General features: G+C 42.1%; 20 protein-coding genes, 1 tRNA gene and 1 riboswitch. Of the genes, 10 read left to right on the top strand and 11 right to left on the bottom strand.

Features of this window, described 5'->3' with window-relative positions; translation table 11 throughout:
• Window positions 1-34 precede the first annotated feature (34 nt).
• The 4 genes from AB3N61_RS03360 to coaE form a co-directional block, all read right to left on the bottom strand.
• Entirely contained in the window at window positions 35-724 is a 690-nt protein-coding gene (locus tag AB3N61_RS03360) for a hypothetical protein (protein ID WP_367898477.1), read from the bottom strand.
• 95 nt (window positions 725-819) lie between these two features.
• Window positions 820-1,470 carry an FFLEELY motif protein gene (locus tag AB3N61_RS03365; protein ID WP_367898478.1) on the bottom strand — a complete coding sequence of 217 codons (651 nt, stop codon included), beginning with the start codon at window positions 1,468-1,470 and terminating at the stop codon, window positions 820-822.
• A 90-nt stretch (window positions 1,471-1,560) separates the two neighbouring features.
• Complete coding sequence (locus AB3N61_RS03370; protein WP_020771217.1) at window positions 1,561-2,214, bottom strand: SPOR domain-containing protein; 654 nt, start codon at window positions 2,212-2,214, stop codon at window positions 1,561-1,563.
• Complete coding sequence (gene coaE, locus AB3N61_RS03375; RefSeq protein ID WP_036090729.1) at window positions 2,211-2,837, bottom strand: dephospho-CoA kinase; 627 nt, start codon at window positions 2,835-2,837, stop codon at window positions 2,211-2,213. Before coaE ends, AB3N61_RS03370 begins: the two co-directional genes overlap by 4 nt.
• A gap of 132 nt (window positions 2,838-2,969) precedes the next feature.
• Here coaE and AB3N61_RS03380 point away from each other — a divergent pair, with 132 nt between their 5' ends.
• Window positions 2,970-3,209: a hypothetical protein gene (locus tag AB3N61_RS03380; RefSeq protein WP_036090732.1), complete on the top strand. Its 240-nt coding sequence runs from the start codon at window positions 2,970-2,972 to the stop codon at window positions 3,207-3,209.
• An 8-nt stretch (window positions 3,210-3,217) separates the two neighbouring features.
• Here AB3N61_RS03380 and AB3N61_RS03385 read toward each other — a convergent pair.
• A tRNA-Phe gene (locus AB3N61_RS03385) sits at window positions 3,218-3,290 on the bottom strand.
• A gap of 39 nt (window positions 3,291-3,329) precedes the next feature.
• Between AB3N61_RS03385 and AB3N61_RS03390 the strand changes: the two genes are divergently transcribed.
• A complete protein-coding gene (locus tag AB3N61_RS03390; RefSeq protein WP_020771170.1) occupies window positions 3,330-4,031 on the top strand; it encodes a protein-L-isoaspartate O-methyltransferase family protein in 702 nt (233 codons plus the stop codon).
• Here the strand turns inward: AB3N61_RS03390 and AB3N61_RS03395 are convergent.
• Window positions 4,028-4,927 (bottom strand): porin OmpL1, encoded by a 900-nt coding sequence (locus AB3N61_RS03395; protein ID WP_367898479.1) that lies wholly within the window; start codon window positions 4,925-4,927, stop codon window positions 4,028-4,030. The genes AB3N61_RS03390 and AB3N61_RS03395 overlap by 4 nt on opposite strands.
• A 279-nt stretch (window positions 4,928-5,206) precedes the next feature.
• Window positions 5,207-6,103 (bottom strand): porin OmpL1, encoded by an 897-nt coding sequence (locus AB3N61_RS03400; RefSeq protein ID WP_257588113.1) that lies wholly within the window; start codon window positions 6,101-6,103, stop codon window positions 5,207-5,209.
• Between the two features lie 340 nt (window positions 6,104-6,443).
• Window positions 6,444-6,536, top strand: a riboswitch (TPP riboswitch).
• A 114-nt stretch (window positions 6,537-6,650) separates the two neighbouring features.
• Here AB3N61_RS03400 and thiC point away from each other — a divergent pair.
• Both thiC and AB3N61_RS03410 read left to right on the top strand, forming a co-directional pair.
• On the top strand, window positions 6,651-8,240 hold the full coding sequence (gene thiC, locus AB3N61_RS03405) for a phosphomethylpyrimidine synthase ThiC (protein ID WP_020771346.1): 1,590 nt from the start codon (window positions 6,651-6,653) through the stop codon (window positions 8,238-8,240).
• 51 nt (window positions 8,241-8,291) lie between these two features.
• Window positions 8,292-9,065, top strand: a complete 774-nt coding sequence (locus tag AB3N61_RS03410; RefSeq protein WP_367898480.1) for a hypothetical protein — start codon at window positions 8,292-8,294, stop codon at window positions 9,063-9,065.
• Between the two features lie 68 nt (window positions 9,066-9,133).
• Here the strand turns inward: AB3N61_RS03410 and AB3N61_RS03415 are convergent, their stop codons facing one another.
• Window positions 9,134-9,325, bottom strand: coding sequence for a hypothetical protein (locus AB3N61_RS03415; RefSeq protein WP_367898481.1), 192 nt, complete (start codon window positions 9,323-9,325; stop codon window positions 9,134-9,136).
• Window positions 9,326-9,686: 361 nt separating this feature from the next.
• Between AB3N61_RS03415 and AB3N61_RS03420 the strand changes: the two genes are divergently transcribed.
• Window positions 9,687-10,610 carry a hypothetical protein gene (locus AB3N61_RS03420; protein WP_367898482.1) on the top strand — a complete coding sequence of 308 codons (924 nt, stop codon included), beginning with the start codon at window positions 9,687-9,689 and terminating at the stop codon, window positions 10,608-10,610.
• Here AB3N61_RS03420 and AB3N61_RS03425 read toward each other — a convergent pair.
• From AB3N61_RS03425 to AB3N61_RS03435, 3 genes are all read right to left on the bottom strand, one after another.
• Window positions 10,607-12,712, bottom strand: a complete 2,106-nt coding sequence (locus tag AB3N61_RS03425) for a PP2C family protein-serine/threonine phosphatase (RefSeq protein ID WP_020771431.1) — start codon at window positions 12,710-12,712, stop codon at window positions 10,607-10,609. The genes AB3N61_RS03420 and AB3N61_RS03425 overlap by 4 nt on opposite strands.
• 65 nt (window positions 12,713-12,777) lie before the next feature.
• Window positions 12,778-13,668: a formylglycine-generating enzyme family protein gene (locus tag AB3N61_RS03430; protein ID WP_020771295.1), complete on the bottom strand. Its 891-nt coding sequence runs from the start codon at window positions 13,666-13,668 to the stop codon at window positions 12,778-12,780.
• A gap of 99 nt (window positions 13,669-13,767) precedes the next feature.
• Complete coding sequence (locus AB3N61_RS03435; RefSeq protein WP_367898483.1) at window positions 13,768-14,754, bottom strand: hypothetical protein; 987 nt, start codon at window positions 14,752-14,754, stop codon at window positions 13,768-13,770.
• Between the two features lie 383 nt (window positions 14,755-15,137).
• Here AB3N61_RS03435 and AB3N61_RS03440 point away from each other — a divergent pair, with 383 nt between their 5' ends.
• The 5 genes from AB3N61_RS03440 to AB3N61_RS03460 all read left to right on the top strand — a co-directional run bounded on the left by AB3N61_RS03440 (window position 15,138) and on the right by AB3N61_RS03460 (window position 19,631).
• A complete protein-coding gene (locus AB3N61_RS03440) occupies window positions 15,138-15,587 on the top strand; it encodes a DUF2147 domain-containing protein (protein WP_020771332.1) in 450 nt (149 codons plus the stop codon).
• Between the two features lie 191 nt (window positions 15,588-15,778).
• Entirely contained in the window at window positions 15,779-16,663 is an 885-nt protein-coding gene (locus AB3N61_RS03445; protein ID WP_367898484.1) for a TRAP transporter TatT component family protein, read from the top strand.
• Between the two features lie 99 nt (window positions 16,664-16,762).
• The gene (locus AB3N61_RS03450; protein WP_020771180.1) at window positions 16,763-17,782 is read left to right on the top strand and encodes a TRAP transporter substrate-binding protein; all 1,020 of its coding nucleotides are present in this window, start codon (window positions 16,763-16,765) and stop codon (window positions 17,780-17,782) included.
• A gap of 2 nt (window positions 17,783-17,784) precedes the next feature.
• Window positions 17,785-18,327, top strand: a complete 543-nt coding sequence (locus tag AB3N61_RS03455) for a TRAP transporter small permease (RefSeq protein ID WP_367898485.1) — start codon at window positions 17,785-17,787, stop codon at window positions 18,325-18,327.
• A complete protein-coding gene (locus AB3N61_RS03460; RefSeq protein WP_367898486.1) occupies window positions 18,327-19,631 on the top strand; it encodes a TRAP transporter large permease in 1,305 nt (434 codons plus the stop codon). The genes AB3N61_RS03455 and AB3N61_RS03460 overlap by 1 nt, the downstream gene beginning before the upstream one ends.
• Window positions 19,632-19,690: the final 59 nt, after the last annotated feature.

Consider the following 19,690-nt stretch of genomic DNA (forward strand, 5'->3'; position numbering starts at 1 on the left):
TTACTTCCGATGAAGTCTTTTTGCGAACTAAAGATCAAGACTCTACAGGTAACCTTTTGTTGTCCAGCCAACCTGCAACTAAAGCAAGAGCCAAATAACCTACCAACGCCTGGATAGAAAATTCAGGAATAGTCAGTGGAGTTGGAAAGTATGGAGTGGCGATCGCTAAGACCAAAAGTATTCCACCGAAAATCTGCATTCCGTATTTTCCACCGAAAGTAGTGCCCGGTTTCGTCGCTCTGAAATAAAGTATAAGACCGATTAATGTAAGAGTCACTTCAATCGTGATGGAAAGAATTTTATTATGCCAAAGACCGAAACCTATTTTAGGACCGGAATCGAATAAGATAGGCAAATCCTGAGTGTGCATAGGAAGATCCAAAAAGTAATGAGAAAGAACAGTCAGACCGATCAGCCCGGAAATCTTGTTCTTTAAAGAATCCGAATATGGTTTGGATCTTAAGAAGACGAATTTAAAGATCAGAAAACATAAAATAGACCAACAAATCCCTCCAACTAAACTGTGGGTGATCGGCATATAATAAAGATCGAAATTATTCATTTCCGTAAATCCCGGAACAAATCTGATACCCTCGATCCCGAACAAGATAAAGATCATAAACAAAATATCTACGAATTGAACTCCCACAAAACTTGCCCAAAGAGGAGTTTTGGGTTCCGCTTTTTTAAAAGCGAAAGAAACGCCGTAATGACCTATAAACATCAGTCTGCCTCAAGGCCGAAACTTCGGCCGGAGCAAAGGATCTAGGAAATCTGAAAAAAGGCAAGAGGGAATCTGAGTGAAGTTCTTTCGGAAAATTAAAATTGGATCGGTTCGTGTTTTTCGCCGTTGATCAGCTTTCCTAAGAGTCTATTCTCTCTATCTACGAACGATTCGATAAACGGCTGCAAGTCTTTGATCTTAGTGGATAGATTGTATCCGGCTTCCATAGTATCCACTAAAGAAGTAGCTCCTACCATGGATGCTGCAACTTTGATCGGAGCCATGATCAGTTTTACCATAGGAAGTTTGGAAAGGGAAAAGAAAAATTTCAGAGTTTCCCCCACCATCCCGATCTGGGCCCTTCGGTCATCGAATCTGCCTACGGCTCCCAAAGCGGCATAAAGATTTTCCTGAGGGATCTCTCCGTCCTCCATCAGATTATTTTCGATCACTACCTTTGCAGTATCAAAATCCAAAGAATCGGTGAGTTTGTTCAGTAGAATAATCTGATGGATATTATCGGTCATTGCCTTGCCTGCGACCGTTTTTAATTTTTCGTACAAACTTTCCAATGCATGATCTCTTTCCTCCTTGTTGGTGGGGGCGTAGAGATTGTTTTCGAAAAAAGAGGGGATTCCATCGTATCCCTTAATCGATGTTAAAAGATCCGAATATGTGTGACGCAATCTTTCGATTGTGGATCTGACAACGGCAAGACGAACTGGTTCGAGTTCTTTCAGATCCATTTCTGTTAACAACGAACTTGGGGTTTCACGGTTCCTGGGTCAATTGAAAAAATATGGAAGATCGGCCGGAAGAATATCTAAAAAAAAAGATTATTCCTTAGAGACCAAAGCGTTTTCTTTCAAGTTGCCTGGAAGTTTTTTCATGGACCTTTCCGCGTCTTCTTTGGACGGAAAATTTCCCATCCGGACCGTAAAATAACCGTTTTTGGTTTTTTTTACGTAAGACTTTCCACCTAAAGACGACCTGAGTTCATCCGCTTTCTCTTTAGTTTTGAAAGCCGCGACTTGAACGAAAAAATCATTATCAGACTTGTGGACCGCCGCCTTCCGAGGGGAGGTGTGAATTAATTTTTTGGATTCCTTTTCTTTCCGAACTAATCTTTTTTCAGGATGAGAAGAAGACGGAGCTTCCACTTCTATCTTGGAAGGTTCTTCTTTTTTTGCGGGAGAAACTTCGGATCTTAGATCCACAACTTCCGCACCGGGAGGAAGATTTCTGAATTTAACTTCTTCTTCCCTTTTGACGGTAGAAGATTCATCCATCGCTTGGTTTACAGTGGAAGAAGACAAGGATTGTACGTCTCTGTTGGAGTTGAGGGCCAGGTCGTCTTGAACTTGGCCTCTCTTTCTACCGACGGAAACTCCTAAAAAGAAGAATGAAAAAAGAAGTCCCACTAAAAACAGGGAAAGCAGAGTGATCCTTTTATTGTCCAGATTGATGACGTAGAAAATTTTTTCCTTCATTTCATTCTTCCTTTTAATTCAACGTACAAATGTTCGCATTCTTTACGAAGGTCTTGTAAATCCCCTGTGTTCTTAATGGAATAGTCGGCCTTCTTTGCTTTTTCCTGAAGAGAAAGCTGGCTTTTTGCTCTGGCTTCCGCTTCTTCTCTGCTGATCCCGTCCCTTTTTACGGTCCTTTCCAAGGAAACTTCCGGATCCGAGATCACACAAACGGTTGCATCACAAAGAGTATAAGAGTCCGTTTCGAAGAGTAGTGGGACCTCCCACAGGACCAGGCTACCTTCTTCTAATCCGCCTAATACTTCTAAAAACTCCTTACGTATCCTGGGATGGGTCAAAGAGTTTAGGATCTTCAGCTTTTCGGGGTTTCCGAATACCAACTTAGCGATCCTTTTTCGATCTACCTTACCGGACTCATCCAAAATTTCCTGTCCTAAGGAATCTATTAATTCCTTCGAAATAGGGCTTTCCGGATCCGTATATTTACGGGCGATCTCGTCGGCGCTGATCCTGACTCCACCCAACTCTTCCAAGATTTTTGTTGCAGTGGATTTACCACCACCGATCATCCCGGTGATCCCGACAAGAAAAGCTCCGTCAGTTCTAAGAGAGGACCGAGTCATTGGGAAAGATTATACGGAAAGGCCTTTTAGTACAAGCTTTTTAAGACTTACTCATGGAAGTAAAGTACCCCAAACAAAAACCTAGAATAAATCTCTTTCCAAAAGATCTAGACTTGATAGAGCAGTAGAATCATGAAATACTTAGAAACTTCTCAGATAATCCCTTCCAAAGGGATGTCCTATACGATGTATGAAATTGAAGGGGAGGATCAGATTTTACGGATGCTTACTTATATACCGGACACGGATGAGATCCATGTGTATCCCAAACCGCCGGTAAAAAAATTATATAAGCCCGAACTTTGCAAACAAGTGGAAGATCTGGTATTTACCGAATTATGGAAACTGGGAGAGGAAAGAAAGAAGGGATAATCGGGTTTTGGCTCCGGGCAGAATCGAACTGCCGACACAAGGATTTTCAGTCCTCTGCTCTACCGACTGAGCTACAGAGCCGAACCCAAAACCAAAATACTGAGTCGGGTCTATACGTCAATGGAAAATCCTGATTTAGGCTTCGTCTCCAAATTTGACGATGCAGGGACCGTTCTTGCAAGAGAGAGAATGGTTCGAACACAAATTTCGGATAGAGGGATCAAAGACCCAAATCTACTTTCCGCATTTCTAAAAGTTCCCAGACATATCTTCCTTCCCGAAAAATATAGAGAACATTCTTATGAAGACAAGGCAGTTCCGATCGGGGAAGAGCAAACGATTTCACAGCCATACATAGTAGCTTACATCGCGGATCAACTTAGGGTAAAAGCAGGAGATACAATTTTAGAAATCGGCACAGGTTCCGGATACTTAGCCGCTATTTTGGATCAGTTAGGAGCAAAACTTCTTTCTTTGGAAATTGTACCTGCACTCTATGAAAGGACCGTAAAAGTTTTAGAAAGTTGGTCTACAGGATTTACGAAAAGGAATCGAATCCTGTTTGGAGACGCGTTACTCTTTACACAGTCTAAAGAAAAATTCTCCAAATTTGTATCCTCCGCATGTTTTCCAAAAATCCCTGGACCCGGAAGTTTCCTTTTCGAATCTCTCTCGGAAGAAGGGATTGCAGTGCTTCCGGTGGAATGGAAAGAAGATATTCAGTTACTTCTAACATTAAGAAAAAGACAAAATCGATTCGAAGAAACGAATCGATTGTCTGTGAAATTTGTACCTCTTCTTGGGAGAACGGACCTAGCCTAGATCTCGTGTTTATAACCGAATCTATACTGGTTTCCACCGAGAACTTGCGGATACGCGACACTCGGGGCTAAGCCGACAATTCCTCCTTCCGATCTAGGGTGGGCGATTCCATACTGAAAGGAAAATAACGTTTCCATTTCCATATAGATATGACCCTTATCGGCTATTCTGGCTTGGGCTCCAATGAGCCAGTTGGGAGCAATTCCGGAGACGTTAAATTTTGTATTTTCCCAATTGGCAGAAGGATCCGTTCCGTTCGAAACCAGGCCTAAAACTGTAGGATCATCAATATTTGCTGCGGTTAAGAGTTCATGTACATCGTTCAAACGATTATGGCCCGCTAAACTCCAACCACCTTTGAAGTAATGGATCCCGGCGCCTAGATATATAGCTGCATCTTCCGAAACTGAAAGTTTAATACCGATATTTAACGGGATTTGGATCGCATTATAATCCCAGGTCATATGGTAAAATGACTGACCTGCAAATTTTCCTTCCGTATCTCCCCCCATAATCTTGCGAGTATAATGGGCGTTTGCTCTCCAGAAAAAGACCTTCCCGAAATCTTGTTCATATCCAATGGACAATGTGAGACCGGTCATAGCGCCGCTTGTTTTCGCACTGATCAGACCGTTGGAGGAATGTTGCAATGTAAGCAAACGATTTTCCGGGATGACGGCTAGACGGGGAAGAACTCCGTTCGTGTTTCCCGTACTATCGGTAGTTGCATAATTACTGGAAGAATCCAATCCATCCGTAGAGATCGTACTCCCTAGGCTTCCTAGATCGAACTGTAATCCGGCGCTACCCATTACGTAAGTTTTTGCTTCTAAAAAGACTCCCGGAAGAAGGAGGAGAAGAAACGTAACAAGCATTCTTTTGGCGGTTTGTATCATTATAATGTCTCCATTAACTATTTGTAAACAATCACATTGGAATGAATTGTTAGGAAACGCTGCGAGTATTTTTTGGATCAGACTTTATTTATATTTATCATTCGATAAAGAGGAGGAAAAGGCTGGATCTCTTTAGTAGCGAGGGACTTATATTTTACTTATTAATTTTTGTTAATTCGCACGGAGACGAATGGGCGAAGACTTAAGAGGGTGAATTGGGAATAAAAAAGGCCCTCCGGAACGGAGAGCCTTTGCATAATCCAAACAAAAATCTTAGAATTAGATTTCGTGTTTGTATCCGAATCTGTATTGGTTTCCACCAAGAACTTGAGGATAAGCAACGGAAGGTGCTAAACCTTCCATACCACCTTGTGATCTTGGGTAAGCAACTCCATATTTGAAGGAAAACAGTGTCTCCACTTCCATATAAACGTGGCCTTTATCGGAAATTCTAGATTGAGCTCCGAGTAACCAGTTTGGGGCAATTCCGGAAACCTGGAAGGTTGTCTTTTCCCAGTTTGCAACAGGATCTGTTCCGTCAGCCACTAGTCCTAAGATGGTAGTATTTGTAACACCTGCTCCAACAAGAGCTGTATGAACGTCGTTCAAACGGTTACTTCCTGCGAGGCTCCATCCACCATTGAAATAGTGAACCCCTGCTCCGATATAGAAAGCAGTGTCTTCTGTAACGGAAAGTTTGATTCCTACGTTTACAGGAACTTGAAGTGCATGGTAGTCCCAAGTAATATCGTAAAAAGTTTGTCCTGCAAATTTAGCAGTAGTCTCTCCACCCATAACTTTACGAGTGTAGTGTGCATTTGCTCTCCAGAAGAAAGCTTTTCCAAAATCCTGCTCATATCCTAAGGAAAGAACAAGACCGGTCATTGCACCGTTAGTTTTTGCGCTGATCAATCCGTTTGTGGTATGTTGCAAACTTAGCAAACGATTTTCAGCAATAATCGCTTTTCGAGGAAGAACTCCGCTCTGAGTCCCGGTTGAATCGGTAGTTGCATAGCTTCCAGATGCATCCAAACCGTCAGTTGCAATTGTATCGCCCAATGATCCCAGGTCAAATTGGAGGCCGAGGCCCCCAGTGATGTAAGTCTTTGCGCTTAAGCCGAATGAAGAACAAAGTACGGCGAAAACTAGCAAAGCTTTCGTGATGTTACGAACCATTTAAATAGCTCCTTAAACTTTTCGTATAGTAGAGTGGTTTTCACTTAGGCCATTTATGTCTATAGTGGGGCCTAAGCATTGGACAGGACAATATCGACGCGGACTTGGGTGTCAAACAGATATTCTGGATAAAATAAAAAAGTCCTTTATAAAGGATTTTATTTTGAACATTTGTTGTAAAAAATAATCTTGTGCTTCCTCTTTTGCATGGATCTTTACGTTTGTTCGCCTATTTTGATTTTTAGCACTTTGAGAAAAATCAGTGAATTTTTCCTCGCGAATTCCGGAGGGAAGTTTCGGAAAAACTCCTTGCAAGACTAGAATTTAGGAATCCAATGGAGAGAACCGTTGGGGGTGGGACCAAGAGTCTCTGAGAGAGTCCCCGGAACCTGATCAGGATAATGCCTGCGAAGGGAAACGGAAAAAAACGAACATCCGAGATCTATATCCGCGAAAGATTATAAATTTCGCATGGACTTCTTTCCGGATCCTTTTTCTTTTCCTCACTTTCAGATTCCGGAATTTTCCCCAACATGGGAGAAACTTTATGGAATCCAACCAAACTATACCTCCATTCGAGATGCCTCGAAAAGAGATACGCTTAACCGACGGAACCGTTTATAACGCTTACACTACAGAAGGTCCTTGGAAAGACGGATGGAATCCTTCCGATTGGAAGGTAGGGATCCCTAAACTTAGGGAAGAATGGATCCGTAAAAGAACATCGGGTCCTTCTATCGTTCAAAATCATTCCCAAATGTATTTCGCAAAACAAGGAATGATAACCGAAGAGATGCAATACGTTGCCTTACGTGAGGGGATGGATCCTGAATTTGTGAGAAGTGAGATCGCCAGGGGAAGAGCAATCATTCCTTCCAATAGGAACCATCCTGAATTAGAGCCGATGATCATCGGCAAAAACTTCCTGGTAAAAATAAACGCGAATATCGGTAATTCAGCTCTTTCTTCTTCCATTGAAGAAGAAGTGGAGAAACTCCGCTGGTCCATCAAATGGGGGGCCGATACTGTGATGGATCTTTCCACCGGAAAAAATATCCATGAAACCAGGGAATGGATCATACGCAATTCTCCTGTTCCGATCGGAACAGTACCGATCTACCAAGCTTTGGAAAAAGTAAAAGGTAAGGCGGAGAATTTAAGTCTTTCCGTATTTTTGGAAACTTTGGAAGAGCAGGCGGAACAAGGAGTGGATTATTTCACCATCCATTCGGGAGTCCTTCTGCGATATATTCCGATGACTTCCAAAAGGGTGACCGGCATCGTTTCCCGAGGCGGTTCTATTATCGCAAAATGGTGTTTGGCCCATCATCAGGAAAATTTCCTCTACACAGGTTTCGAAGAGATTTGTAAGGTAATGAAAAAATACGGAGTGTCCTTCTCTTTGGGTGACGGTTTACGTCCAGGAAGTATCGCCGATGCAAACGACGAGGCACAATTTTCCGAATTAAGGACTTTAGGAGAACTAACTCAGATTGCTTGGAAAGAAGATATCCAAGTAATGATAGAAGGTCCAGGTCATGTCCCTATGGATAAGATCAAGGAGAATGTAGACTTGCAGATGGAAATTTGTAAAGAAGCTCCATTTTATACATTAGGACCTCTAGTAACCGATATAGCGCCCGGATACGATCATATCACTTCTGCGATCGGTGCTGCAATGATCGGATGGCACGGTACTGCAATGTTATGTTATGTGACTCCAAAAGAACATTTGGGACTTCCGGATAAAGAAGATGTAAAACAAGGAGTGATCGCTTATAAGATTGCTGCTCATGCGGCCGATCTTGCCAAAGGACATCCTGGTGCCAAAGAAAGGGATAACCTATTGAGTAAGGCCAGATTCGAATTCAGATGGGAAGACCAATTTGCTCTCTCTTTGGATCCGGATACTGCACAGTCCTTTCATGACGAAACACTTCCACAAGACAGAATGAAAACCGCACATTTTTGTTCCATGTGCGGGCCTCATTTCTGTTCCATGCATTTGACTCAGGAGCTGAGAAAATATGCGGAAGAGAAAGGGATTTCGGATGAGAAGGCAATGGAAGAGGGATTTAAAGAAAAATCGGAAGAATTTTTAAAGAAAGGCGGATCCGTCTACGTCTCCTCCGAGTAGCTTGACCTTTCCAAATAAATTTGGAATTCTGGATCGGCTGGACGGACCCGTATGAAAAAAAACCTCGTTCAAAAATTTTTAGTCCGCTCTCTGGACTTCAAGAGCGGAAAGGCTCTATTTTTCTTATTCATTTTATTGATTGCACCGGCGGCTTTTGCGCAAGGCGGCAACGGTCTTGCTCCCGTTCCGGGGGAACTGGAGCAGGCTGAAAGAAGAAGTTCCAGAAAATTTTTCATAGGAGGTTTTACGGCAAACGGTCTGAGTTGGTTCGGTTCAGGATTCCATTTTTCTTCCAAGTTGGCTGCTTCTCTCCAATGGCAGGAACAAAGGGTAATCCAAAGATTTGATTTGGATGTGAACGGTGTACAATCCGATCTATCCGGAGTATTCACCCTTACCAATTCTGAAAAGATCCAAAGACAATTATCCCTCCAGCTAGAATGGTTTCCTTTTTCGGGCCCTTATTATTTTGCCGCGGGTGGAGGACTGGAAACATACTCGGAAAAACAACGGAAAACGGAGACCTATGTTCCTAGCGGGAATTATAGGGACTATGCTTGGAACATTTCCCAACAAAAACTTTTTGTTTCTGCAGGGGCAGGCTTTAGATATATTTTCACTTCCGGATTTTTTATACATGTAGGGGGAAATATACTACTCTATCCGGAGAGAACTACCCATGAACAAAGAGGAGCTTACGGCACGAATACCGATTGGGATTATCGACAATTACAAAAAGATTGGCAAGAACCGGAAAAGGAGGCAAGAAGCCATCAGAATCCGTACGGCGCTCAATTGCAGGTCCTATTCGGAATAGCGATCTAAAATTTGGTCGTAAGCCTGTGCGGCCTTAGGGTAATATATAATTAAATTTTAATGTATGCCGGAGGACCCTAATCCTTTTTTTTATGGCCTGAAGTAGTCTTAAAAGTTTCGATCAATTTAGAACATTCCCAAGTAGAAACATCATAACCAATTGTGTGGAACCAATTTTGTAAAAAATTTGGATCTTCTTTTTGTATACTCAGTATAAATTGAGGATGGTTTACTGTTTCCGTATGAACGAAGTCTAAAAAAGTTCTCAACCTTATTCCTTCCGATCTCAGGAAGATGTTCTCATCATTTAAATCTGCAAGAAAAATATTGGAAGAAGTGCGGAATCTGTATTCCGATTTTGTAATCTTTTGATTGTAAGGATTCGTTTAACAGCGCGTATAACGCAGGGTTTTTAGGATTTTTCTCTTCATATTAAGAGACATAATCTAATAATCGATTTATTTTTTCTAAAAAGAACTGCCTTCCTCGGGGAAAAGTTATCAAATTCTAAAATGCTAAAATGGAATATTTTTTCCGGAAAGAACTTATAAAAAACCTTAAATATCACAAAAATTTCCCAGATGGAAGTAAATAAATGGTAAAAAAAAGAAAATTCTTCAAAATGTGACCATGCAAAGGCTTGATTTCGGTCTTTCGGATAACCCCGGAGAGGCGGAAGAATTCTGCAAGTTGCTGAATCGTTCCGCTTTAAGTATTTGTTATGGATTGCCAATTTCTCTCAGGACTGAAGCGGTCTTATTCCTATATAAATACTCCCAAAACAGCATAACGGGAGGTTTTAATTTTTTACGGAAATATTATAGTCCCAGTTATTCTATCCTATATTGGATCAACGAATCAGCACATGGTTTACCTTGGGAAAATCCATGGCTTACGTTACTTCTTGAGTCTCATTCTTCCGCGTTACTGCTTCATTCGTTAGACGATCATCTGACGGACGGGTCCTTAAAAGCGAATCATATCATCCTTCAGCTTCGGACGGAGGCATGGACTAGATATGCTCAATCCACTAAATTATTCGGGAGAGAAGTGCATGACGGTGTTCTGATCATTGACGAATTTATCGATCGATATTTTAAATCGATCGTAGACATCGGAATTTCCGAAAGTTTAGAGGCTCATCTCTCTAGATTTCGTTCTCAAATGGGGATTTGGTCCTTGCAGCCGTATTTGCTTTCCAGATCTTTTTTTTCCAAGGACCAAGCGGAACTTGTGCGTAAAATGTACGAGTTCTTCGGTGTGGCTTGGAGGCTTTTGGATGATTATCAGGATCTGAATGAAGATCTGGAAAATGAGGATATTTCTTCTATGATCTATTTCCTTCCGGAAGAAAAAAGACCGGACTGGAAAAGGAATAAAAAGGGAGAAATATTAGGTCTTTTAGGAGAGATTCGATTAGAAAGACAAATTGCCGATCTGATTAATTCGTATTTGAACGAAGCGGCAAAACTCGCAGAAGACCTTCACTTGCCTAAATATGCAAATTCTTTACTCTCTTTAAAACTTACGGAACCTAGTCGTGCAATAAATTAGCCTAAATATTCTACGACTAGTAAGGCCATGTCGTCTTGGTGTTGGAATTCTCCTTGGAAAGCCTGAACTCCATGTATAACCGAATCGCAAAGTTCTTCGGGAGGTCTAAAAGAATTTTTCCTTAGCAGGTCGGACAAACGGTCTTCTCCGAAAAATTCCCCTTCTGTATTTCTGGAATCCGGAATGCCATCCGTATACAATACCACTTTGTCCCCCGGTAATAAGTCCACCGATTCCGTTTGGTAAGTTGTTGGGATCGCCTCGTAGATCGCTACTCCTTTGGGTCTGTAAAATTCAACAATTCCGTCTTTTCTTAAAACAAGGCATTCCGGATGCCCTGCATTCGCGATCAATGTTTTACCCGATCTCAGATCTACGGTTACTAAGGTGGCGGTAATAAAATGACCGTCCAACTTTCCTTCGAATTGATTACGGATATGTAATAGAAGGGATGATGGGTCCTGAAGCAGAATAGACCAATCGCCCAAAGTCATTTTTAACATGGACGCCAAAAGTGCCGCGGAAACTCCATGGCCGGTTACGTCTCCGATGAACATTCCCAAGGAACTTGTGGAAGGATCGTAAATCACATCCAATAAATCGCCTCCAATCTCCATCATCGGTTTGTATCTATAAGAGATCTTGGCATTCGGAATAACCGGCAGTTCCCTTGGAAGCAGGGCATTTTGGATCTTTCCTGCGATTGAGAGGTCTTTTGCCAAAATCCTTCCTTTTTGAACTAGCTCCGCCTTTTGGAGTTCGATAATTTTTGTCCTTTCTTCTACCTTACTTTCCAAGGATTCGTTTAGGGATTTCAGTTTACCTTCCGATTTCTCCAAGGCCCTAAAAACTTCCGCGTATCTTTTGGCAAGGGCTAAACTGAAGAGTAATGTAAGGACCAAAAAACTTTCGTTCACCCAAGGTTGAGCCGGACCGAAACCTGCGAAACTCATCACAGTGTAGAAAGAGGATACCGCAACAAGTATAAGACCCGTGACCACCCAGCGAAAGGATAGAATGCTACTCCTTCTATATTTGAAAAAAATATACAGAGTATTCATATAAAAGAATACTAATATGAATAGGAATATTTGGAAGGCTACCTTACCGAAATACTTGTGGCCTCCTGTGAGTCCGTATTCTAAAGAAGGCCAGATGGTCAGTAGAATAAAAAGAAATTGTAATATTCTACCGGGAAGGTTTCTGGGAGCTTGGAAGATCCCTATCGTAAATTCGTAAAATAAGATAGGAAGAAATGCACCCAAAGAATATCCGAAGATGACCCAGGTCCAGGGGGAATCCACAATGTATTGAAACCAACCTTCATAAGCGGGATACCAGATCGCCAATGAAAGATTTAAAAGAGAAAAAGAGAGATTAAATTTGTCTTGGGGTCTTCTGATATAAATGAACGCAAAAAAGAAGAAAGAGAAAAATTCCAAGGAGCTGAATAATAATACTCTGAGGGCTTTGACCAGATAAACCGTTTGTACCTCTGAAAAACTACCCACTACCGGATTTTCCATCATGTTCCTTGGCCCGTTAAAAGGAAACAATTGTAATGCTAAGGTGACTTCTTCATTTTGGAAAGGAATGACTACGATCCTGGGTTTGGAGGAATCTTCCGATTCGCCCGGCACGATTATCTGTCCTTTTCCTTCCGATATTACTCCTAGATAACAGCCCGATGGACAAAAAGGTATATAAGCGGAAAGTAATATATCCAGATCGTTTTTGCTTCTTTTTACGGAATGAAAGAATATGAACGAGGAATCTTTTCGTTTCGGATCGTAGTTAGAAATATTGGAAGGTGCGGCTAAAAAAGATCCATCCAGGTCCCGGGTCTCGGATATGTTGCCTTGGCCGGAAGGATTTTCTGAATCTTGTCCCGGTAGAACCGGGAAATGTCCGTGGAAAAAATTTCCCGGAGATACTTCGGAAAAAGCCCAGTTAGAAATTATATAAGGACTTTTATCCTGCTCCCAAATGGTAAATGGGATCCCCATTCCCACGATTGGAGAAGGCTCTGTCGGTCCGCATTGTCCCAGTAGGAGGACCAACAAGAGAGAAACGATCGGTTTCTTTGTATTTTTTGTTTTCATTTCGCATAACCATTTTTGGCTTCTTACGTATTTGTTTATAAAAGTGTTGTCCGTTGTATAGCTTTTTAACCTGCGTCTTTTGCGCAACGAAACCCGAAATGATGGTATTCAGGATAGTTTTGAGGGAAGTGAGCTCTTCTTTTGGAACCTCTTGCGTAACTTGCGGGCCACCACCAGGACCCTCCTTTTAAGGTTTTTTTATTATAACCGGGACAGTTATCTTCTCCCTCACAAGGGCCTTTCGGATCTTTTCCACTGCAGGCTTCCCCGCATACTTTGTAATTTTCGGAATACCAGTCATGGACCCATTCCCAGGAATTTCCGGCCATATCAAATAGTCCGTACACTCCTGCGGGCCTACTTCCGACAGGTGCAGTCGGCATTAAATTCGGAGGATTGATCTTTTTGTATACACAACCTTTTCGTTCGTCTTCTTCAATGACGGCTAACTTACAGTTCGCAGGTTTGTTTCCCCATGGAAATAGATTTCCTTTGGGACCTCTCGCTGCCTTCTCCCATTCCGCTTCCGTCGGAAGTCTTTTGCCTACCCACTCGCAATATTCTTTCGCCGTATACCAGCTCACTCCTAACACAGGTTGTTTGGGCTTAAGATATAGATCACCGTAAGCAGGACCTATATAATCGCAGTTGCCGTTATAAAGACAATCCTTGCAGGAACCTTCTTCTATACATTTGCTGAAATCCTCATTTGTAACTTCATAGAGATCTATATAGAAGTCGCTGAGATAAATTTTTTGTTCAGGAGCCTCGTCGGGATCGTGGGTATTACTTCCCCGAATAAAATAACCTTCCGGAATACATTGCATTCCTTTGATCTTTTTTCCGTAGCAGGGTTTACTCGGGTCCGGAGAGCCGAGTACATGAGGAGCGATCAGAAAAATTAAGGATAAAAATAGAATGATAAAATGGATCGGACGAAAGGAGAGCGAGTTCATCAAACCGGGAAGAGTCCTTTCCCAAGAGGATTCGCCCCGGCGCATTCTTATGCAAGAGAAAAATTGACCGAGAAAAGAGGACCTATCTTCCGGAAATTATTAGAGAATAAAAAGAGGGACGCTGCAAGAGGAAAAATCTATATTTCCTTGCTCCGTCGAATTATTTCCCTCGGAGTCTGTCACAGTGTAAATATAATACCCGGATCCGTCCGAGAAGGAGATGGAACCGGTACCTGTCAGATCTCCGCTCAATGTAAAGGATACTTGTCCTGATCTAGGAAGACAATCGACATATTTCCATTTCACAGGTTCCACTACGGAAACCGTTAACGTGAAATTTTTCTCCACATGAACTACTTGTAGGGTACCCGCACTCCAGAGACGGTACCAAGATAAAGGATTAGAGTCGCTTCTATCCGCACCGTACTGCAAGGAGCTCAAGGAAGAAACCTGATGGGAAAAGAGCAAATCCCCTCCGGAGTAACCTTCTCTTAGAACGGAAACATCTTGGGAATAAGAAGAAATTCCGGGAGAAGCGCCTGTGAGAATATTATTCCAAGTTAAAGAATATGCCTGATTGGTAGTTGGGCTTCCGGTAGCATAAGAAAGAGGGGCGCCGGTTCCGGTCACTTTTACGGAAATATTTTGGAAAGAATTGTGGATCGTACGATTCACTCCAATTTTCAAATTTGAACCGTCTTGTACGAAAGGAGAAGAAGATGAAAGGTTCGTCCAAATATTTTCAGTCAGACCATCAATTACCCAATTGCTGAATGGTAAAAATCTACAATTCCCGAATTCTTTAGAGGCTAAGAAAGAAGTAGAAGGATCGTTCCCATCCAGAATGTAATCCAAGAAGTCGTACGCGTTTGTTTCGGTTGAGAATACTTGGCGGGAATAATTTCCTCCTCCCCAACAGTTGAACGAAAAATTATAAGCTTCTAATTCTCCGAAGTTCGGTCCTTTGTTCCAAATCCTATGACCTAATGAACTGATCCTTTCCGGCCAACCGATACGATTTCCGCGAATCGCAACCGAAGTACCTTCTCCACTTAAACCTTCCATAGAACCCGATACGGGATCCATAGCGGAGGTTAAAGCCTCGGCAATTTGGTCTCTATTTGTGAGTAACGATAACGCGATCAAATCGTTCGTTTTGGAATTTTTGTCATTCTGTGAACAGTAAAATAGGAAAAATATAGAAATCAGGGCGGATAGAAATACTCGTAAACGTGGGAGAAAACGATTTGGAAACATAAAATATACTCTGAGAAAACGGATAAAAAACCAAGTTCCTCTTATATTTAACCTATACGACAACGTGTTTTTGCGTAAAACAAGATTTCTTTCCCGCAGAATCCCGGTTTTCGAGCAAAAAAACCGATGGAAAGAATAGTTTGCTTGCTCGTCTCTAAACAAGGCGAAATATAACGGATTTCAATCAGAAACGTTTAAAGGGTACCTAAAAAATGAAAAAATCACTCGGTTTGTTTGTCGTTTTGGCGGCGTTTTTAGTCGGTGAGTCTGTAATTGCCGAACCTCTTCCGGTTATTGGAAGATGGAAGACCGTAGACGATATTGACGGGTCGGAAAAGTCTGTAGTGGAAATTTTCGAAGAAAACGGGAAAATTTTCGGTAAGATTGTCAGCTTAAAAGATCCTCTTAACAAAGCCGGTAAGCCTCATGTTTGTAAAAAATGCGAGGGAGAAGATAAAGATAAACCAGTGATCGGTTTAGTTTTCCTGAAAGGATTAACAAAAGGCGAGGATGAATATGTGGGTGGAACCATCATGGATCCTGAGTCAGGCAGGGTGTATCGATGCAAAATCGAGGCAATAGAGAATGGAGCTAAGCTGAAAGTCAGGGGTTTTATCGGGATTTCTCTGTTAGGTAGGACCCAAATCTGGCTGAAAAAGTAGATTTAAGACGCCTTAACTTGCAAAACATAGCGGATTTTCTTTGGGTCGCGTTTGTCTTTTTATAACACGTGTTTTGAAAAAATAAAAAATACTTCTCACACGATGCGGTCCTTTTAAAGTTTTCCCGCTTACAAAGAAGTCGGCCTCCAAATGCAGGCCGATTCAAATTTCAGATAAATAAGGAGACGCTAATGTACACAATTAGAGTCCTAATAGGTGCGATTGCGATATTTAGTACAGTACTGTCGGTGGGATGTGCAACCACTAGAACGGCTGCTTGGGATAACCAATACTCAGCTAGGGAGATCAAACCAACCAAGATCCCCGCTGATTTGGAAAAACTGTGGAAGAGCAGACACGTAAAGGAAGATTTACAAAAGTTCATCGAGAAAACTGAAGCTTGGGCTTCCGAAAATCCGAGCAACTACGAATCCAAAGTCCTTTTATGTAGAGCTTACTATCTTTTGGCTGACGGTCATCTTTACGTTGAAATGAACGATGAGAATGAAGCAGCGATCAAAAAGCAGCAAAACGAATATTTCGATAAAGGTATCAAGTGGTGTGAGCGCGGTTTGGCCCATAACCAAGCATTTTACGAAAAAGTAATAAAGGGTGGAGCAAAGTTCGAGGATTCGTTGGACACTATCACTTTGGCGGACATAGACGCGTTGTATTGGCGTTATGCTAATCTTGCTAAATGGTCCAGGCTGGAAGGTTTGATGACATTGTTGGAAAACAAATCCAAACTTACCAAGACCATGTTACGAGTAGAACAACTGAATAAAACCTACTTTTACGGAGCTGTCCTTCGATATAAAGCCGGCGCGGAGGCGTTAAGCCCGACCGGAAATAAAAAATTGGCGGATCAATACTTCGAAGAATGTATTAAGGTCGCTCCCGATTATTTCGGTACTCGGGTTCTATACGCCGATTTCCGTTTGAGAGGGAACGAGGAAGCTGCCATTAAACAGCTGAACTATGTGATCAAAGGAAACGCGAAAGCGATCCCGGATGTGGAATCCGAAAATATCATCGAACAATTAAAAGCTAAAAAGCTGATTAAAGAGTTCGAATAGAATATCAACCCAAACAAAAGCCGAATGTTTTTGAATTCGGCCCGCGGTCCTCGATCTTATCGGGGACCGTCAAGTTAGGAGAAAATTTAGGAAATTAAAATGAACCAGTTATTAACCCCTATTCTAATTGCGGTGACATTTCTATCTGCCGTCGTCGGCTCCGTTTCTGCGGACCCCGTTACGGTGAAGGTTGCTTCCGTAGCTCCGAGCGGAACTCCTTGGATGGACACTATGGTGAGCATCAAGAAAAAGATCGAAGCGGACTCCGGCGGTCAGGTAAAAGTAAAATTATATCCTGGCGGACAGTTAGGAGGAGAAAATGAAATTCTCGCAGGTGTACGTAAGGGAAGGATACAAGTGGCAGGTATTACCGCCGGAGCTCTTGCGAATACTGTTCCTGAACTTAACGTATTGGAATTACCTTATCTATTCGATAGTCTAGCGGAAGCGGATTTTATTTTGGACAATTTTCTATACGAACCTGTTAAGGAGATCCTAGCCAAGAAAGGATTTATACTCGTAAGTTGGGCGGAAAATGGATACAGGAATATCGGATCGAAGACCAAACCGATCAGAGTGCCGGAAGATCTGAAGGGTGTAAAAATCAGATCTCAGGAATCCAAAGTACATTTGGAGTTTTGGAAGAAGGTAGGAGCCTCTGCTGTTCCGATTGCGGTTCCGGAAGTTCTTCCCGCCTTACAAACCGGTGTGGTTGATTCCTTCGATAATACTCCTTTATTCACTCTTGCTGCAGAATGGCAGACTACTATTAAATACTTCACCTATACTCAGCATATTTACCAGCCGGGTATGGTCGTAATTTCTAAAAGTTTCTTCGATACATTAAGTCCTGACATACAAAAGATCCTCATGGGAGAAGGAAATGGGATCGCAAAAGAATCCAGAGCGGGAGTGAGAGCATTGGATTCTAAACTTCTTAATACCTTGAAAAAAACAGGTGTGGAAGTTTACACCCCAAGCGCTTCCGAGCTACAACAATGGAAAAACTCCGCTGCAGGTTTGGATAAATTGTTGGTTGGAAAGTTGGGGGGAGAATCTAAAAGGATCTACGATTTGATCTTAAAAGGTAAACAGGCCTATAAATCGGGGAAAAAATAAGAATGATTTACGTACTGGGAAAGATTCTTACCTTTTTGAAATATTTCGAAAAGGTATTGGCTGGGCTTTGTTTCGGAGGCCTTACAATTTTAATGGGACTCGATGTGGGAGGAAGGGAGATCTTCAATTCCGGGATCGAATGGGCCCAAAAAGCTGCAATTCTTCTTATGATCTGGGGGGGATTTCTTGGAGCTGCTCTTACTTCCGGAGAAGGAGGACATTTGCGTCCTGAGATTGCCGATAAACTTTGGCCAAAGTCAGCGCATAATTTTCAAAAGGGTTTAGAACATTTTTTGATCGGAATGTTCTGTTTGTTTTTTCTGTATCTGTCTTACGTTCACGTTTCCGAGGCTAAAAATTTCGGAGATATCCATCCGGTAATCGAACTTCTACCTCTTTGGGTGGTAAAAACGATTTTTCCGTATACTTTTATGGCGATGGCATTTCGCCATTTGATTTACTCGTTTATCCCAAGTCTCAGGCCTGCAACTAAGAACGAGGCAACTGATGCGTTAGCTGAAATTCAAAACGGAGGAAAGGCTTAATGGTAGGCGTCGGACTTCTTGCATTAATCGTTGTTCTTATCCTTCTCGGTCAGCCTTTGTTCGTTATAATGGGATTGGTGACTTCTTATTGTATCTATTTCCTCGGAGAAGGAAGTTTTATAGGTATAGTAGAGGATATGTATTATGCCGCGGATAAAGAGGTATTGCTTGCGATCCCACTTTTCATACTCGCGGGAAATTTGATGACCCATGGTTCGATCGCTCGTCGATTGATCGACTTGAGTAAGGCTTTGACAGCTCCGATCCCTGCCGGACTTGCAATTGCGGGAGTATTTGCCTGCGGTATTTTTGCCGCGATCTCGGGTTCTTCTCCTGTTACATTGATAGCGATCGGAGGAATTGTTTATCCTGCTCTCGTTAAGGCCGGGTATTCCAAAAGTTTCAGTATGGGGTTATTATCCTCCGGCGGGACCTTAGGGATCATTATTCCTCCTAGTATTCCTATGATCATTTACGCGATCATGGTTGGAGTTTCCGTGACCGATCTATTCTTAGCAGGAGTAGGGCCTGGATTACTTTTGATGCTACTATTGGTCTTTTATTCTTTAGTTAGAGGATGGAAGACTCCTACTAGCAAATGGGATGCAAAGGAGATCGGTCGTACATTCAAGGCGGGAATCTTAGCCTTATTTATGCCAGTAGTGATCCTAGGTGGAATTTACTCAGGATTGTTTACTGCGACGGAATCGGCAGCAATTGCGGTATTATACGCGATTATAGTCGAAGCTTTCATCTATAGAGAAATGTCCTGGTCGACATTACCTTCTTCTTTGGTGGAAAGTGCGCAAATGTTGGGTTCTTTATTTTTGATCCTGTTATTCGCAGTCGCCTTGAATAAGTTTATGACCCTCGAACAGATCCCTCAGGCGATGGTCGAGACGATGTCCGGAATGATTTCCGATCCTGTAACATTCCTGATCGGGGTGAATATTCTTCTTCTGATCGTAGGATGTTTTATGGATGTGATGAGCGCTATTTTGGTCTTAGCACCTTTATTAGCCCCAATGGCGATAACGTATGGAATCCATCCGATCCATTTCGGGATTATTATGATCGTGAATTTGGAGATAGGTTATTTAACTCCTCCTGTCGGTATCAACTTGTTTGTAGCCTCCGGGATTTTTAAAGAACCTTTGGGTAACGTTATTAAAGCGGTGTTGCCGACCTTGCTGATTTTTTTAGTGGGTCTTGCAATCGTCACTTTTGTACCGGAAATTTCCTTGTATCTTTTAGGAGATGCAGCAAATGAATTACCGACTGGACCTTCTAGATTTACACCTTAAGTTTCAGTTTCGATAAGCCGAATAAATCGCCTTTGCGGATCTTGCCTGCAAAGGCGAAA

Origin of the sequence: Leptospira sp. WS58.C1 (genome assembly GCF_040833995.1) — a bacterium.
Classification (GTDB): Bacteria; Spirochaetota; Leptospiria; order Leptospirales; family Leptospiraceae; genus Leptospira_B; species Leptospira_B cinconiae.